Origin of the sequence: Gemmata algarum, assembly GCF_034097035.1 — a bacterium.
Classification (GTDB): domain Bacteria; phylum Planctomycetota; class Planctomycetia; order Gemmatales; family Gemmataceae; genus Gemmata; species Gemmata algarum.
This window is the reverse complement of sequence record NZ_JAXBLV010000180.1, coordinates 34,886-49,488: the sequence shown is the minus strand read 5'-3', so window position 1 is coordinate 49,488 and position 14,603 is coordinate 34,886. Positions and strand designations below refer to the sequence as shown.

Below are 14,603 nucleotides of genomic sequence, written 5' to 3'. Positions count from 1 at the left end.
CGGTGCCGGTGAGGTGTCTGTTCGGCGGCGTCGAGCCGGGGTGAAGCTCAAGTACGGATCGAGCTGCCGTCGCTCCCACTCGCCCGGGGCCGCCCCTCCGCCCCGAGCACTCACTCGAAAGATGGACGCCGCATGAATCGCGCATGGACGCTCGTCGTACTGGCCATCTCTCTGTCCGCGACGGCGGACGGGCGACCGAAACCGGTAGATCATCCGAAGGCTGATCCCTTCCGGCAGTTGCTGGAAAAGAAGGGTTACGTCGCCGTCCCGCTGGCCGAGGAGGAAGGGCAGTTCACGGTCGAGTGTCGGATCGAAACCGAAACGTGTCGCCTGCTCCTCGACACGGGCGCGGAGTCGTCGTCACTGGACGCGGCCGTCGTGAAAAAGCTGGGCCTGAGGCACGGAGACGAGGTCAAGTTCGTCGGCATCGGAGGCGTCCAAACGGGCCATGAAGTTTCCCTCCGGGGCCTGCGGTTCGGCGACTTCGATACGAGGACTATGGCCCACGCGCTCCCCCTCCGATCCGTTGATCTTTCGACCCTCAACGCCGCTCGGGACCGGCGCAAACACGGGCGGATCGACGGGCTCCTCGGCGACGGAGCCTTGAGGCTGGGTTCGGCGGTGATCGACTACCCCAACCGCACCCTCTACCTCCGCACGCCGCTCAACACGCTGTGGCCCGAGGTCGAGGGGCGGTGGGTAGGGACCAGCGGGCAGGAGGACGGACGCGGGCGGAAGATCGACCCGAAGGCCCCGCCCCGGCTGGAGTTCAAAGACCGCGCCCTCCACCTGACCGACGGAGAGAAGCGGTACCGCTTCGGCGTCCACGTCCGACCGGAGTCGGATCGTTACACGCTGGTCTTCTTCGATCCCGAAAAGGAACTCGCCAAAGAGTTGAAGTACGAGGCCGGCGGGTTGTTGAAGGTGTCGGGCGGCAAGCTAACGGTCTGCCTCTGTCTCGACCCGTCGAAGGCCAAGAAAGGCGAGGAGTTCCCGGACGACTTCAAGACCGCGGCCGGGAGCGGCCACCTCCTCCTGGAGTTCCAGCGCGATAAGCCATTGCCGGTCGGTCCGCCGGTCGCGGCCCTCGATCCGTTGCGCGCCGGGCTAGAAAAGAAGAGCTACGTCGCCGTTCCGCTCACCGAAGAGCAAGGGGGATGGGGCTTTATCGTCGGGTGCACGTGCGGAACCGAAAGCGTCCGCCTCCTCCTCGATACGGGTGCCGAGGTTTCCGCACTGGACGCGAGCGCGGTCAAGAAGTTAGGCCTGAAACCCAAAAGGGAGGTCATCGCGGTAGGCACCGGGGGCGAGCAGGATGGCGTTGAAGTTCCCCTCCGCGGTCTGTCGATCGGCGACTTCGATACGAGAACCACGGCCGACACGATCACGTTTGCCGCGTTCGACCTCACCGCCATGAACAACGCACTGGTCCAACGCCGCAAGTCGCGGCCGATCGACGGGCTCCTGGGTCACGCGCACCTGCGCGTCTACGCCGCAGTGATCGACTACTCCGCGAGAACGCTGTACCTCCGCACGCCGCGTGCCGGTCTGTGGCCCGAAGTCGAGGGGCGGTGGGTGGCGACCAGCGGGCAGGAGGACGGACGCGGGCGGAAGATCGACCCGAAGGCCCCGCCCCGGCTGGAGTTCAAAGACCGCGCCCTCCACCTGACCGACGGAGAGAAGCGGTACCGCTTCGGCGTCCACGTTCTGCCCGCCAAGAACGGTCACGCGATGTGGTTCTTCAACCCCGAAGAGGAGCTGGGCAAGGAGTTGAACTATCAGGCGATCGGCCTGCTGAAGGTCGCCGACGGCCGGCTCACGGTGTGTCTGTGCTTGGACCCGGCAACAGCCGTCAAAGGGATGCCAGACGACTTCAAAGCCCCGGCCGACAGCGGACGCCTTCTGTTGGAGTTCCGCCGCGAGAAGTGACTTTAACCAAAAATGGTTCGGGCCGGTCGACTAATGCTTTGCTCCTATTGCGATCCGGTGATGCCGGTGCAGGTGGTTGTATGTTCGGCAACACGAGGCTCGGATCGGCGTAGACGCGATGCGGATGACAGAAGCCATTTGGCACGACGACCGAGATGCGGTGGTCGCGCTGATCCGTTCGGGAGTGGACCCGAATGCGATGGATGAACCGCACCGGCCCCCGTTGTTCCAGGCTCTGGAGCACCAGCGGGCCGAGATCGCCCGCCGGCTCATCGCGGCCGGAGCGGATGTCAACCGTGATGTCGGCCAGGGGTGGACGCCACTGGTCCACGCCATCGACATCGAGAGCGACGCAGCGAGTCAGACCGGTGTGCCACCCGAGGCCGCGTCAACCGAACTGGTCGAGTTACTACTGGCGTTTGGGGCAGAGCCGACTGCGCGAGCATTTGAGCTGGCGGCGACGTACCACAACCATGAGGCGTGGTCGCTGCTGGAGGCAGCCCAAGCGGGCCGAAACCGGCGCCGCACCTGAAACCACCGGCTGATTCGGGACGCACCGTTCATCCAGTGAGGACGGTGCAGGTGAGCTGCAAGTTCGGCGGCGTCGAGCCGGGTTGGTGGAGATTCGCCAGTGAGTCCGATCCGCTTGATCCGCGACACGGCCGAGTTGTCCGGCACCTGCTACTTCGAGTTCCTGCCCGGCCCGTACCGCGGCCGGTGCTGGAACGCCGGGTCGGTGTTCCTGGCCGAGGACGTGTTCGGGCTGATCGAGCCGGTCATCGCCCGGCACGTGCCGGAGTTCGACCACTACTCGTTCGTAGCCGTCGGGCGGACGACGTGGGAGCGGGTCATCCCCGACCTGGGCAGCGAGGCCGCCGCGTCAGCCGACCGGGCGTTCGGGGCGCTGGCCGGCGAGCTGGCGGCCTGGCTGCGGGGGCAACTCGACGACCACGAGTGCGTCTCGGTGCTGGGCATGTAGTCCAGAGACCGAAGCAGACGGGGCGGCACAATAGGTTCTTGGGTGACCACAGCTCGTCGGGTGCCGCCCCGCCGTTGCCCTGAGTCGTTCGGCGGCGGAGGGTACCGGCACGTGGAAGCTATTCGCGCGAAGCTCGACGCACTCCGGTACAAACCGGCCGACTGGCAGTTGCCGGTCACCGAAGAGTGGGTCACCGAGTTCGAGCGCGAGTACGGGCTACGGCTCCCCGCCGAATATCGGCAATTCTTGCTGGCGTTTGGCGGGTGGAGTGGCAGCGCCACGTGCGACTTCTTGGAGCCGCTGACCCCGCTCGGCACCGGCGCTTGGATCGACCTGTTCTACGGCCGGATGGTCCCGGAGTACGAGGTATACGATGTCCGCTGGGCCACCGGTTCGGTCGGCGGCGCTCCCGACTTCGTGGCGGTCGCGGCTGGCGGCGCGAACGGGTGCATGGTCGTGGTCCGGTGCGGCGGGCGGGACGACGGGCATGTGTACTTCTTCGACCGTGACCAGCGCGCACTCTGGGCGGACGACGAGTTCACCCGGATGTTCCCCGGCCTGCACCCGCAGATCGAGGCGTACTTGGCCCGGCGTCGCGCCGGCCAACTCCCGGCCAAGCCGGACGGGTACGAGAGCCTCTACTTGCTGGCGCGGGGCTTCAACGAGTTTGTCGAGCGGCTGGTCCCAACCGACGACGAGTAAAGGCACGCTGAACCGGTCGCCGCACAGCTTCGCGGTTGGTGTGATACCAATTAAGGGTATCCGACGACGAGTAAAGGCACGCCGAACCGGTCGCTACACCGGCCCCGGGCGCGCAGTTTCTGTCCCATCGCTTACCGGCTGGTTTCGATCGCGCAGCAGGTGAGCGGTCAGTTCGGCTGCGGGGGTTCCGATGGTCCCGAAGCGCGTCTTCACCCGCTGGTGCGTCGCCCTGTCGTTGTTCTGGATCTTCGCCAACTGGCCCTCGACCTCGGGTCTGGGCGGGTTCTGGTGGCACGCCGGGTTTCCGTTTACATTTGCGTGGGGCGCCTTCGGCCGCTTTGAGCATTTCGATGTGCGCTTCTTGCTCGCAGACATGCTGCTCGGGCTCCTGACGGTCGTTGGAATTGCTTGGCTGTGCGCCCGGTCGCGTGGGCATCAATCGCCGCCAGCCGAACCCGGCGCCGCACCGGACACCGCCGGCTGATGCGGGCACCGCTCGTCCAGTGATAGCGGTGCGGGTGGGCTTGTTATTCGGCCCTGGAGACGCGACCGATGGGCGAGTGGTCTGGCTGGGAGTCGGGCGACAGTGTCGGTATGCCCAACTGGCCGCACGGCCCGACACTCGACCAGCACGAGATACTCCGCCGAGTCGCCGCAGCGTACCGGCGGGTGGTCATTGACTGGACCGAGGGCGACCGGTGGGTGGACGCACGGATCGCGGCGTGGGAAAAGCATGAGGGGCCGCCCGTCATCCTGGCGGCCGAACGTGCCTTACGGGGCCGGACAGTGCTGGTGTCGGTGGCCGACGCGGCTGGGCCGGGTGCGGCCGGTGTCCGGTTCTACATGACCCCAGATACCGCCTCGCTGGACCTGCACTACGAGCCGCCGGGGGCGGAGCCGGCGTGCCGGGAGTTGGGCCGCAAATTGGCCGAGGTGCTGGGGTACGAGTTCGCCACCGACGACGGCCCCGAGCCGGCCGAACCATCCGCCGCAGCAGACCGCGGGGGCAGTAGCTGATTCTGGGTTCATAGCTCACTCACCCCCGCGGCTGCTGAGCGGGGCGTTCGGTCCGGAGAAGTTCCTTATGATCCGTAGCCTTGTCGTCGGTGCGGCGCTTTTCGCCGGCTGGGTCGTCTCGGCCGACGAGCCACGCCGTGCCCCCAGCGGTAATGCGTCCGTCAGGGGCATGGCCGGTTCGTCCGAGATCGTCATCACCACCACCAACCGCCTCGCCGGAGCGATTCACTCGCTGACGTGGGGCGGCAAGGAGTTCATCGACAGCCACGACCACGGGCGACAGCTCCAGTCGGCCGCCAGTTTCGACCGCGCGGCCGCGGGTGAGTTCTGGGCCGAGCGCTACAACCCAACGGAAGCGGGCTCGCGGGCGGACGGCACCGGGGAGAAGACCTCCAGCCGGTTGCTGCGGCTCCGGGCCGAGGGGGCCGAACTGAAAACGACAACGCAGATGGCGTTCTGGCTCGCCCCCGGCGAGAAGTCCTTCGGCCGCCCGGCTCTCAACGACAAGGTGCTGTCGGATCACCTCGTCGCGAAGCGCGTCCGCATCGGGCACAAGGCGCTCGCCCACGCCATCGAGTACGAGGTCACGTTCTCGGTTCCAAAGGGCGAGCGGCACACCTACGCGCAGTTCGAGGCGCTGACGGGGTACATGCCCCCCGAGTTCGCCTCGTTCTGGACGTTCCGACCGGACTCCGGCAAACTGGAGGAGCTGAGCGACGGCCCCGGCGAGCAGGAGTTCCCGGTCGTCTTCGCGACCGAGAGCAAGACCCATGCGATGGGCGTGTTCTCCCCGGACCAGCCGTCGATCGGCCACAAGTCGGCGGGCTACGGCCGCTTCCGGTTCAAGGAGGAGAAGGTGGTCAAGTGGAACTGCGTCTTCCGGGTTCGGAACGACAAGGGGATTGCCGCCGACGAGTACCGCTTCCGCATGTTCATCGCCGTCGGCACCTTGGAGGACGTGAAGCGGACGCTGGTGGCGTTGACTCAGGAGTTCGCGGGGCGCTAAGGGGCGGGGCGCCCGGCCGAACTTGGGCGCGGCACCTGACGCGCGCCGCCGCGCCGCGTGCTGGGACTTCATGACCCACTAACGCGGACCGGGCCGGTGGGCGTCCTCGTTCGGCCACAGAGGTGCGACCGATGGCGGGGCGGTTCCGGTGCCCGTGCTGCGATTGCTTGACACTGGACGAGCGTTGCGACTCGGACGTTTGCGAGGTTTGCTATTGGGAGGACGACGGACAGGGCGACCACAACGCCGATGAGGTGTACGGGGGGCCGAACGGCGCGCTGAGCCTGACGCGGGCGCGGGCGAACTACCGGGCGTTCGGTGCGTGCGAGGAGGCCATGCAACCGCACGCGCGTCCACCCCGCTCGGACGAATTGCCTGATTCACGGTCCGGCTGATAGTGTCTGTTTCTTGTGGCACAGACATTCCTGTCGGTGCGGCCTTCTCGCGCCGCACCGACAGGAATGTCTGTGCCACAAAGATAAAAACCAAAACGGACAGCAACAGCCGGCTTGTGTGTGAGCGAACCGTTCGCCGAATGAGATAGCGTGAAGCCCGCGAGTGTCCCCAGCTCATCGTCCGGGGTCGCCGGGCCAAGGCGGATCGAGCCCGGCGCTGCACCGGACACCGCCGCGGAGTTTGTGACGCACCGCTCGTCCGATGATGGCGGTGCAGGTGAGCGGTTTGTTCGGCGGAGGGGCACCAATGGGTTTCATTCCGAGGGGCGCGCGGTGGTATCTCGCCGATGTGGTGCTGGAACACCGGATCGATGGCGACGCTGAGAACCTTGTGCACGTCAACACACACCTGATCGAAGCCGGCTCCCCTGATGTGGCCTACGACAAGGCCGTCGCCCTGGGACTCCAGCAGGAGCGGGAGTACGAGAACTCTGATGGCGGGCGGGTACGCGTTCTGTTCCGTGGGCTGCGGGAGTTGAACGTCATTCACGAACCGCTGGAGGACGGAGCGGAGATCACGTACACCGAAGATGTCGGCGTGCCGGAGGAGCGGCTGCGGGAATGGAGCCGACCGCGGGAGCAGTTGGGCGTGTTCCGCCCGATCGAGCCGCGTGCCGGCGGCCCGAATTGCCTGCCCGGTGTGTTCGGTCCACTCGTTGAAGGGGCCGAGCCGCCGGACGTGCCGGGTGCGGCCGTAACGCAGGCGGAACCCAGAGCGGCACCGGGCACCGCCGACTGATACGGGACGCGCCGCTCATCCGATGATGGTGGCGCAGATGAGCGGTATGTTCGGCTGCCCAAACACCCTGACGCAGATCGGGTACGAGAACATGGCGATAATGTTCGATGACGAGTGCCCGATCTGCAACGCACTCGTGTCGTACTCGACAGGGGCCGAAGTGGTCTGTCCGCACTGCGGAAACAATCTGCTGATCAGCAGCTCCGATCCGACGGGACATGACCTTGCGGAAATCGATCCCGCCTTGGGAGAGGGACGTTGCGGGACGTTCTGCCTGACCATTCATCCGGTGGGGACGACGGTGTGCGTTTGCTGCCAGCAGATTTATCCCCGCACGTTTGAAACGTGCCCAGGCTTGGTTGATCTCGCACTCGCGTCGTTGAACGCGAACACCGCACGCCACGGCCCCAAGACACGTGAGCGGATCACCGAATTTCTCACCCACAATCCCAAAGTCGTCGCCAGCACGATCCGGCTCCGGGCGGCTCAATTCCGGTGGGGTAAATTGGATAGTAGTTCCTACACGGCAATACGGACCGCCCTCGAATCGCTTGGTATGATCGGCCTGCTCACCAATCCTGAAGACAGCAAGTGACGCGAGGCCGAACCGGTCGCAGCGCCGGACCGCCGGCGCGTCTGTACTTTTCGGCTCCCCCTGTTGTCTCAATCGGTGATTGGCTTCCCGGCAGCAGGTGAGTTCATTATTCGGCCACCGGAGTTGGAGAAATTGCGTGACCACTGACCTGCCGCGGGTGTTCGCTGACGGGCGTGGGGTGTGGCGGCAGGAGGAGCCGGGGCAGGAGCCGTGGGGCATCGCGTGGGACGAGATCGTCTGCGTCACGGGCGCCAAACTCGACGTGGTCGACGCCGTGTACACGTACTTGGAGCTGGCCTTCGAGTTCGGCAAGTGGGTCGAGGTGTACGCCGATTGGGTTGGGTTCCCAGAGGTCGTCCGCGCGATCACGGAGCGACTCCCCGGTATCCGGTCATCGTGGTACGAAGAAATCGAGCGGTTGGAGCCGCGGCAGGCCCCTCTCACCGTCTGGTGGCGAGCCGAACCCGGTGCGGCACCAGACTGCTATAAAGTAAGCGGTTCGTAGATTATGCTGCGATGCGCGACAGGGAGTCTGATGTACGACAGCGAAGGGCTTGTAGTGGGGCTGTGGCGGGATAGCAGCAGGCGGCTGACCTTCGACCTGCCAAGCGTCTCGGCCGAGGAATACCCAGCGGTGTGCCGACGGGTCGCCGATGCGTTCGGTCTCGCCCCCGCCGGCGACATCGTCATTAGGCCGGAGCAAATGTTCTGGGACGTCCGGCGGGGGGAGCAGGCGGTCGGCTTGGACTGGGACATCTGGATGGAGTTCATGGCTGTCGCCAAATCGGCGACATCAGAGCCGCTGGTGACGGACATCGCGGCGTGGCTGGATGCACGTCCAGAAGCCGGACCGGTCACTGCGACTGCCCCACCCGCTTCGCCATCTGATACCCGCTGACACCCGCGCTGGCTCAAAGCGGCCCGGCGGGTGTCCCATTGCGAGCGGTCGTAACGGCTCCCGCGGGCGCCGATAGCGACCGATTCCGGCGGGTCCCAGGGCAACGGCCTGACGCGCGCGAACGCCTGACAATCCCGGGAACTGGCTCGCGTTGCGGGGTCTGGCGGACGGCGGTCGATTCGGTATCAAGGACGGCAAGGCCGCTGTCGTCGGTGCCGGGCTCCGACCCGGCGGGCGGCCGGTGCGGCCGGGTGAGGACGCACTGAATGCCCCACGTTGTTGTCGTCGGTGGGGGGCTGTCCGGCCTTACGGTCGCCCTCCGGCTGAAGCAGTTCTCCCCCGGCACGGCGGTGACCGTGCTGGAACCGCGGGACCGGCCGGGCGGGAACATTTACACCGAGTCGGACCGCGGGTTCCGCGTCGAGCACGGCCCGAACGGCTACCTCGACCGCACCCCCGCGCTCCCCAACCTCGTTCGCGAACTGGGCTTGGAGGGCCAAGCGATCGCGGCCAGCGACGGCAGCCGCAAGAACCGCTACGTCTTCCTCCGCAACAAGTTGCGCAAGCTGCCGGGCGGCCCGCTCGGGCTCCTCACCACGTCTCTCCTGTCGCTCCGCGGCAAATGGCAGCTCCTGGCCGAACCGTGGCGCAAAACGCCGCCGCCGGGACACGAGGAGACGATTCAGGAGTTCGTCACGCGGCGCGCCGGTTCGGAAGCGGCCAACGTGTTCGCCGACGCGCTCGTGACCGGCATTCACGGCGGCGACCCGGCCCTGCTGAGCGTGTCCGCCGCGTTCCCCCGGTTGCCGGTCATGGAGCGCGACGCCGGCAGCATCGTCCGCGGCTTCATGCGCGCCGCCAAGAAGCGGAAAGAGGACGCGAAAGCCAACAACCAACCGCCGCCCGGCCCGATGCGGATGTGGTCGTTCCGCGACGGGTTGCAGGTGCTGGTGGACGCCCTGGCCGCGCAGGTCGGCGGCGGGTTGCGGTGCGGCACCCGGGTCGAGGCGGTGTCCGAGGCGGCGGGCGTGGCGCCGTGGACCGTTCACGGGCAGTCGGGGTACACGTGGTCCGCGGACGCGGTGGTGCTAGCGTGTCCGTCCTACGAGCAGGCCGGGATCGTGTCGGACATCAACCCCGAACTGAGCGCGGAAATGGCGGCGATCCCGTACAACCGGATCGCGGTGGTGGCGCTGGGGTACCGTGCGGAACACTGCCCCGGGAAGCACGACGGGTTCGGCTACATCGCCCCGCAGAACACCCGGCGCGATTTGCTGGGCGTGCAGTGGTGCTCGTCGATCTTCCCGGACCGCGCCCCGCAGGGGTTCGTGCTGTGGCGGGCGCTGTGCGGCGGCGTTCACCGGGCGGAGCAGATCGACTGGCCGGACGAGCAACTGGTGAAGGCGGTCCACGAGGAAATCAAGTTGGCGATGGGCGTGACCGGCACGCCCGTGTTCAAGAAGGTCGTGCGCTGGCCCAACGCGATCCCGCAGTACGTGCTGGGGCACCTCGACCGCGTCGCGCGGATCGACGCGCTGGCGTCGCGCCACCCGGGGCTGTTCCTGACGGGCAACTCGTACCGCGGGGTCGCGATGGCCGACTGTGTGGAACAGGGCGAGGCGGTCGCGGCGAAGGTCGCGCTGCACCTCCAGCGGGCGAAGCCGAGGTGAGCCGTGATCTCGCGCAAGCGCTGGGAACAGGGGCACAGCGCCGGTGAGATGATCCGCTCGGCGCTGCACTGGGCCAAAAACCCGGAACGCAAAGCACGACTCTACCGCGCGGCCTTGGTGCGCCGGGTGTGGGACGAGTTGCCGTGGCTCAGCCAAGTGCTGACCGAACTCGCCGAGCGCCAGGCCGACGGTGAAGACGTGGAGGCGCAACTGGCCCGCCCACTGGAATACCTCGCGGAAGGCGTTTATCTCAGCGCCACTATCCCCATCTCCCACCACGGCATACATCTATTCCCGAACGAATATCTAGATGATTACGAGCGTTACTTGATCGACGCAGGCTATTGCAAGCCTCCCGATGCGAACCATGCGGCCGCGAAACTCACACCTGAACGCCTCACGGCTATCACTTGGCTGGCTTACAACCAGCACATCGAATGGTGCGGCCCCCGTGATTTGAGCGCGGGCCGGGGACAAGATTCCATCCCCATTCTCCGCGACATCTTCGGCAACCCGTTCCGCCCGGTCACGTTCTCACCCGCCTGGCGCACCGACACGGCGCTTGCTCTCGCGCGACAGATGTACGAGTCGCGCGACTTCGGCGCGATGCCGATTCTGGCCGACGCGCTCCGAGATGCGGGCTGCGACTCGGACGACATCCGGAGCCACTGCCGCGGTGAGGTGCCGCACGTGCGCGGGTGTTGGGTGGTCGATCTGGTGCTGGGCAAAGAGTAGTTGGCCTCCCGCACAGGGCTCCCGCCCTGTGCTACGCCCGCCGGCCCCTCCGGGGCGGAGAACAACTTAAAAGGCGAAAGTGTGAAGGCAAAAGGATTGCGCCTCTATTGCCTTGTGTTGCACCCCGGAGGGCTCGCCGGGCGTAGCACAGGGCGGGAGCCCTGTGCGGGGCTCAGTTCCCGTCGCTAACGCCCCACTGAAACGCCAGCGCATCGAGTCGGCCCAACACCGGTTCGAGCGGGCACGGCGCCGCGCCCACGCCGAGGTCGGTTGCGAGCACCGCGAGCGCCTTGCCGAACGTGGCCGCGCCGCCGGCATCCCCGGTGTGAAATACGAGCCGGTTCAGACCCGCCAGCCGGGCCGCCAGCACTTGCAGCACCGCCATCAGCACGCGGTGCCCGCCGTACGCGCCGCACCCCCAGTACCCGGTGTGAACCACCACCTCCGGCGGCGCCGCGGACAACTGCCGCGATTCCGCACCCGCCGCCGCGAACCCGGTGTACGCGGTGAGCAGAATGGAATCGATCTCGCGCCGCGCGTACCGCCCCACGCCCCCGGTCGGCGCCTCCATCGCGAGCACGTTCGTGACCGTCGGCGGGACCAGCGCGGCCGTCGCCTTCGCAACCACGTCCGGCTTCGCGCGGCCGAAGTTGTTCCCGTACAGCCCGTTCGGACGGCCCTGCGAGGCGTCCGGGTTGATCGCGACCCGGCACCGGCGCTCCACACCCGCAACGAGTACCGGAGTCGGTCGCTGGTGCTGGACCGTCAAAGGTTCCAGATCGGACTTCAGCAGCGCTTCGCGCAACGCCCCGAGCGCCGGGTGTTCGGTCACCTGCATCTCGTCCTGGGCGAACAGCGAGCCGCCGTAGGCGCAAAACAGATCGGAGTGCGAAAAGTTCAGGTACCATTCGACACGCCCCGCGGGCGCCGGCTCGTAACCGAAATAGTCCGCTCGCGGCTCCACGACCGTTGCGTCGGCCGGGATGACGGCGGGCGGGTTGGTCGCGGCCCAGCGCGAGAAGGTGATGCGCCCCGCGTGTTCGGCCCCGGGCGGGCACGAGATGCCGTACACCACCTGTTTGTTCGCGTGACTGAATCGCGGCGGGAACTCCCGCATCAGAGCGGCGGCGTCGAACTCCCGCCGGCAGATCGGCTCAAGCAGCGCGGACATGGGCTCTCCTGTCACCGGACGCGGTTCCGCATGTGAGGTCGGCTACAAACGGACCACCCGCGCCGGCCGGCTCGCCGCGCTGCCGCCCGCGCCCGTCGATCGGTCAGTATGGCCGCACTCGGCGCGCACCGGTAATGACTTTTGCGGCGGCGGGCGGAATCACGCGCACATGGGCCGCAGGCAGGCCGGGTGCGAACCTCGCCCGGCCTCCCGGGCTCCTGAGAATTGGCCCCGAAACTCGGACCTACTGAGAACGTCATGGACCGAAACCTCATCGACCAGTACGAGCACGCCCCCGCCCGGCTCCGCGCCGCCGTCGCGGGGCTCACGCACGCGGAACTGACCGCCCGCCCCGGCCCCGGGAAGTGGTCCGTTCTGGAGGTGGTCGTTCACATCGCCGACAGCGACGCCATCAGCATCGACCGGATGAAGCGCATCCTCACCGAGGACAACCCGCCGCTGCTCTACGCCAACGAAACCGCCTACGTCGATCAGTTGTTCACGCACGACCAGAGCCTCGAAGACGCCCTCACCCTGCTCGAAGTGGGCCGCCGGCAGTGGGCGCGGGTGCTGCGCCGGCTCCCGGACGCGGCGTTCGCCCGCACCGGCCAGCACAACCGCCGCGGCACCGTTTCGCTCGGCCAGCTCGTCGGCGATTACATTAACCACATCGACGAGCACCTGGCGTTCGTTCACGGCAAGCGGGCCGCCCTCGGCAAGCCGCTGTAACGGCACGCGACCACACCCGGGGCACTCATGCGCACGCGACTCGCGCTCCTCGTACTCGCACTGGTCCCGGGCGCGGCCCGGGCCGACGGGCTCGAACCGCTGAGGTACAACCACCCCGGCCTCGTGACGGACCTCGGCGTCGGGCTGTGGGCGTGGCCGGTGCCGTGCGACGCCGACGGGGACGGCGACTACGACCTCATCGTGTCGTGCCCCGACAAGCCGTCCAACGGCGTCTGGCTGTTCGAGAACGTCACCGGCGACACCGCGAAGAACAAGTTCCCCGTGTTCAAGCCCGCACGCAAGCTGAGCCCCGCCGCCCACTACGTCATGCCCAGTTACGTCGGCGGCGGGGTCCGCGTGCTGACGCCCGGCACCGAGCACCCCAACTTCGTCACCAAGGGGCTCACCGAGAAGCGCCCGCTGCCGGTGGCGAAGAACTTCTACAAGCCCGAAGGGAAGCAGACCAAAGGCCCCAAGGTGCGCCACAACCAGTGGCGCTACGCCGACTACGACGGCGACGGGAAGCTCGACCTCGTCGTCGGCATTGAGGACTGGAGCTTCTACGGCTGGGACGACGCGTACAGCGCCCGCGGCGAGTGGCAGAACGGCCCGCTGCACGGGTTCGTGTTCGTGTTCCTCGCCCAGGACGGCAAGGTCGCGGAGCCGTTCCGCGTCGAGGCCGGCGGGAAGCCGCTGGACACGTTCGGCTGCCCGTCGCCCAACTTCGCGGACTTCGACGGGGACGGCGACCTGGACCTGCTGTGCGGCGAGTTCCTCGACGGGTTCACCTACTACGAGAACGTCGGCACGCGCACCAAGCCGAAGTACGCCGCGGGCAAGCGGCTGAAGGACGCAAAGGGCGCCCCGCTGACGATGGACCTCCAGATGATCGTGCCAATCGCCTTCGACTGGGACCGCGACGGCGACCTGGACCTGATCGTCGGGGACGAGGATGGCCGCGTCGCGCTGATCGAGAACACCGGGAAGCTCGCCGACGACCGCACCCCGATATTCGCCGCGCCGGTCTACTTCCGGCAGGAGGCCGACGCGCTGAAGTGCGGCGCCCTCGCCACGCCGGTCACGTTCGACTGGGACGGCGACGGCGACCTCGACATCCTGAGCGGCAACACGGCGGGGTACATCGAGTTCTTCGAGAACCTGAGCGGGCCGGGGGCCGCGGAGCCCAAATGGGCCGCCCCGAAGCGCCTCGAAGTGGACGGCAAGCCGTTCCGGATCACGGCCGGCCCGAACGGGAGCATCCAGGGGCCGGCGGAGGCGAAGTGGGGTTACACCACGTTCAGCGTCGCCGACTGGGACGCCGACGGGCGGCCCGACATCGTTCTCAACAGCATCCTCGGCGAAGTCGTCTGGCTGAAGAACGTCGGCACGCTCAAGCAGCCCAGTTTGAGCGCCCCGCAGCCGGTCGAGGTCGAGTGGGCGAAGGACAAGCCGCAACCCGCACTCGCGTGGGGCTGGCGCAAGCCACAGGGCAAGGCCCTCCTGACGCAGTGGCGCACCACGCCGGTGGTGTACGACTTCAACCGCGACGGCCTGCCCGACCTCGCGGTGCTCGACACCGAGGGCTACCTGGCGTTCTTCGAGCGGGCGAAGCGCGACGGCGAACTGGTGCTGCTCCCGCCGCGGCGCGCGTTCGTGTCTGAGGACGGCGCCCCGTTGCGTCTGAACCCGAACACGGCCGGTAAAAGCGGACGCCGGAAGCTGTGCGTGACCGACTGGGACGGCGACGGCAAGTTCGACCTGCTCCTCAACTCCGCCAACGCCGACCTGCTGAAACAGGTGGGCGAGAAGAACGGTACCTGGGTGTTCAAGAACGCCGGCGCGCTGGCGCAGCGGAACATTGAGGGGCACGATGTCAGCCCGGCCGTCGCCGACTTCGACGCGGACGGCGTGCCCGACTTCCTGGGCGGCGCCGAGGACGGTCGGTTCTACTTCCTGCGCAACCCGCGTGCGAAGTGAT

The 14,603-nt window shown here is 67.4% G+C and carries 17 protein-coding genes; 16 read left to right on the top strand and 1 reads right to left on the bottom strand.

Going from position 1 to position 14,603, the window contains the following annotated elements; translation table 11 throughout:
- Positions 1 to 132: 132 nt before the first annotated feature.
- From R5W23_RS15965 to R5W23_RS15905, 14 genes are all read left to right on the top strand, one after another.
- Positions 133 to 1,929, top strand: coding sequence for a retroviral-like aspartic protease family protein (locus R5W23_RS15965; RefSeq protein WP_320687148.1), 1,797 nt, complete (start codon positions 133 to 135; stop codon positions 1,927 to 1,929).
- 124 nt (positions 1,930 to 2,053) lie between these two features.
- Positions 2,054 to 2,461, top strand: a complete 408-nt coding sequence (locus R5W23_RS15960; RefSeq protein ID WP_320687147.1) for an ankyrin repeat domain-containing protein — start codon at positions 2,054 to 2,056, stop codon at positions 2,459 to 2,461.
- Positions 2,462 to 2,560: 99 nt separating this feature from the next.
- A complete protein-coding gene (locus R5W23_RS15955; RefSeq protein WP_320687146.1) occupies positions 2,561 to 2,908 on the top strand; it encodes a hypothetical protein in 348 nt (115 codons plus the stop codon).
- A 111-nt stretch (positions 2,909 to 3,019) separates the two neighbouring features.
- The gene (locus tag R5W23_RS15950) at positions 3,020 to 3,610 is read left to right on the top strand and encodes an SMI1/KNR4 family protein (RefSeq protein ID WP_320687145.1); all 591 of its coding nucleotides are present in this window, start codon (positions 3,020 to 3,022) and stop codon (positions 3,608 to 3,610) included.
- Between the two features lie 190 nt (positions 3,611 to 3,800).
- Positions 3,801 to 4,094 (top strand): hypothetical protein, encoded by a 294-nt coding sequence (locus R5W23_RS15945; protein ID WP_320687144.1) that lies wholly within the window; start codon positions 3,801 to 3,803, stop codon positions 4,092 to 4,094.
- 68 nt (positions 4,095 to 4,162) lie between these two features.
- Positions 4,163 to 4,627 carry a hypothetical protein gene (locus R5W23_RS15940; RefSeq protein ID WP_320687143.1) on the top strand — a complete coding sequence of 155 codons (465 nt, stop codon included), beginning with the start codon at positions 4,163 to 4,165 and terminating at the stop codon, positions 4,625 to 4,627.
- A gap of 67 nt (positions 4,628 to 4,694) precedes the next feature.
- Positions 4,695 to 5,633, top strand: a complete 939-nt coding sequence (locus R5W23_RS15935; protein WP_320687142.1) for a hypothetical protein — start codon at positions 4,695 to 4,697, stop codon at positions 5,631 to 5,633.
- Between the two features lie 131 nt (positions 5,634 to 5,764).
- Positions 5,765 to 6,028 carry a CPCC family cysteine-rich protein gene (locus R5W23_RS32685; RefSeq protein ID WP_407936132.1) on the top strand — a complete coding sequence of 88 codons (264 nt, stop codon included), beginning with the start codon at positions 5,765 to 5,767 and terminating at the stop codon, positions 6,026 to 6,028.
- Positions 6,029 to 6,335: 307 nt separating this feature from the next.
- Positions 6,336 to 6,827: a DUF4288 domain-containing protein gene (locus R5W23_RS15930; protein ID WP_320687141.1), complete on the top strand. Its 492-nt coding sequence runs from the start codon at positions 6,336 to 6,338 to the stop codon at positions 6,825 to 6,827.
- A gap of 37 nt (positions 6,828 to 6,864) precedes the next feature.
- Positions 6,865 to 7,422 carry a hypothetical protein gene (locus R5W23_RS15925; RefSeq protein WP_320687140.1) on the top strand — a complete coding sequence of 186 codons (558 nt, stop codon included), beginning with the start codon at positions 6,865 to 6,867 and terminating at the stop codon, positions 7,420 to 7,422.
- Between the two features lie 136 nt (positions 7,423 to 7,558).
- On the top strand, positions 7,559 to 7,927 hold the full coding sequence (locus tag R5W23_RS15920; RefSeq protein WP_320687139.1) for a hypothetical protein: 369 nt from the start codon (positions 7,559 to 7,561) through the stop codon (positions 7,925 to 7,927).
- A 30-nt stretch (positions 7,928 to 7,957) separates the two neighbouring features.
- Positions 7,958 to 8,320 (top strand): hypothetical protein, encoded by a 363-nt coding sequence (locus R5W23_RS15915; protein WP_320687138.1) that lies wholly within the window; start codon positions 7,958 to 7,960, stop codon positions 8,318 to 8,320.
- Positions 8,321 to 8,586: 266 nt separating this feature from the next.
- The gene (hemG, locus tag R5W23_RS15910) at positions 8,587 to 9,990 is read left to right on the top strand and encodes a protoporphyrinogen oxidase (protein ID WP_320687137.1); all 1,404 of its coding nucleotides are present in this window, start codon (positions 8,587 to 8,589) and stop codon (positions 9,988 to 9,990) included.
- A 3-nt stretch (positions 9,991 to 9,993) separates the two neighbouring features.
- Entirely contained in the window at positions 9,994 to 10,725 is a 732-nt protein-coding gene (locus R5W23_RS15905) for a hypothetical protein (protein WP_320687136.1), read from the top strand.
- 172 nt (positions 10,726 to 10,897) lie between these two features.
- Here R5W23_RS15905 and R5W23_RS15900 read toward each other — a convergent pair whose 3' ends face one another.
- Positions 10,898 to 11,896 (bottom strand): hypothetical protein, encoded by a 999-nt coding sequence (locus R5W23_RS15900; protein WP_320687135.1) that lies wholly within the window; start codon positions 11,894 to 11,896, stop codon positions 10,898 to 10,900.
- A gap of 258 nt (positions 11,897 to 12,154) precedes the next feature.
- Here R5W23_RS15900 and R5W23_RS15895 point away from each other — a divergent pair, with 258 nt between their 5' ends.
- Both R5W23_RS15895 and R5W23_RS15890 read left to right on the top strand, forming a co-directional pair.
- The gene (locus tag R5W23_RS15895; RefSeq protein ID WP_320687134.1) at positions 12,155 to 12,625 is read left to right on the top strand and encodes a DinB family protein; all 471 of its coding nucleotides are present in this window, start codon (positions 12,155 to 12,157) and stop codon (positions 12,623 to 12,625) included.
- A gap of 27 nt (positions 12,626 to 12,652) precedes the next feature.
- Complete coding sequence (locus tag R5W23_RS15890; RefSeq protein WP_320687133.1) at positions 12,653 to 14,602, top strand: FG-GAP repeat domain-containing protein; 1,950 nt, start codon at positions 12,653 to 12,655, stop codon at positions 14,600 to 14,602.
- The last annotated feature ends 1 nt before the right edge of the window (position 14,603 follow it).

What these genes read in the sequence shown, in the direction of transcription:
- R5W23_RS15965 (WP_320687148.1), top strand. Translation starts at nt 133, where the DNA reads ATGAATCGCGCATGGACGCTCGTCGTACTGGCCATCTCTCTGTCCGCG.
- R5W23_RS15960 (WP_320687147.1), top strand. Translation starts at nt 2,054, where the DNA reads ATGACAGAAGCCATTTGGCACGACGACCGAGATGCGGTGGTCGCGCTG.
- R5W23_RS15945 (WP_320687144.1), top strand. Translation starts at nt 3,801, where the DNA reads ATGGTCCCGAAGCGCGTCTTCACCCGCTGGTGCGTCGCCCTGTCGTTG.
- R5W23_RS15940 (WP_320687143.1), top strand. Translation starts at nt 4,163, where the DNA reads ATGGGCGAGTGGTCTGGCTGGGAGTCGGGCGACAGTGTCGGTATGCCC.
- R5W23_RS15935 (WP_320687142.1), top strand. Translation starts at nt 4,695, where the DNA reads ATGATCCGTAGCCTTGTCGTCGGTGCGGCGCTTTTCGCCGGCTGGGTC.
- R5W23_RS32685 (WP_407936132.1), top strand. Translation starts at nt 5,765, where the DNA reads ATGGCGGGGCGGTTCCGGTGCCCGTGCTGCGATTGCTTGACACTGGAC.
- R5W23_RS15930 (WP_320687141.1), top strand. Translation starts at nt 6,336, where the DNA reads ATGGGTTTCATTCCGAGGGGCGCGCGGTGGTATCTCGCCGATGTGGTG.
- R5W23_RS15925 (WP_320687140.1), top strand. Translation starts at nt 6,865, where the DNA reads ATGAGCGGTATGTTCGGCTGCCCAAACACCCTGACGCAGATCGGGTAC.
- R5W23_RS15915 (WP_320687138.1), top strand. Translation starts at nt 7,958, where the DNA reads ATGTACGACAGCGAAGGGCTTGTAGTGGGGCTGTGGCGGGATAGCAGC.
- hemG (WP_320687137.1), top strand. Translation starts at nt 8,587, where the DNA reads ATGCCCCACGTTGTTGTCGTCGGTGGGGGGCTGTCCGGCCTTACGGTC.
- R5W23_RS15900 (WP_320687135.1), bottom strand. Translation starts at nt 11,896, where the DNA reads ATGTCCGCGCTGCTTGAGCCGATCTGCCGGCGGGAGTTCGACGCCGCC.
- R5W23_RS15895 (WP_320687134.1), top strand. Translation starts at nt 12,155, where the DNA reads ATGGACCGAAACCTCATCGACCAGTACGAGCACGCCCCCGCCCGGCTC.
- R5W23_RS15890 (WP_320687133.1), top strand. Translation starts at nt 12,653, where the DNA reads ATGCGCACGCGACTCGCGCTCCTCGTACTCGCACTGGTCCCGGGCGCG.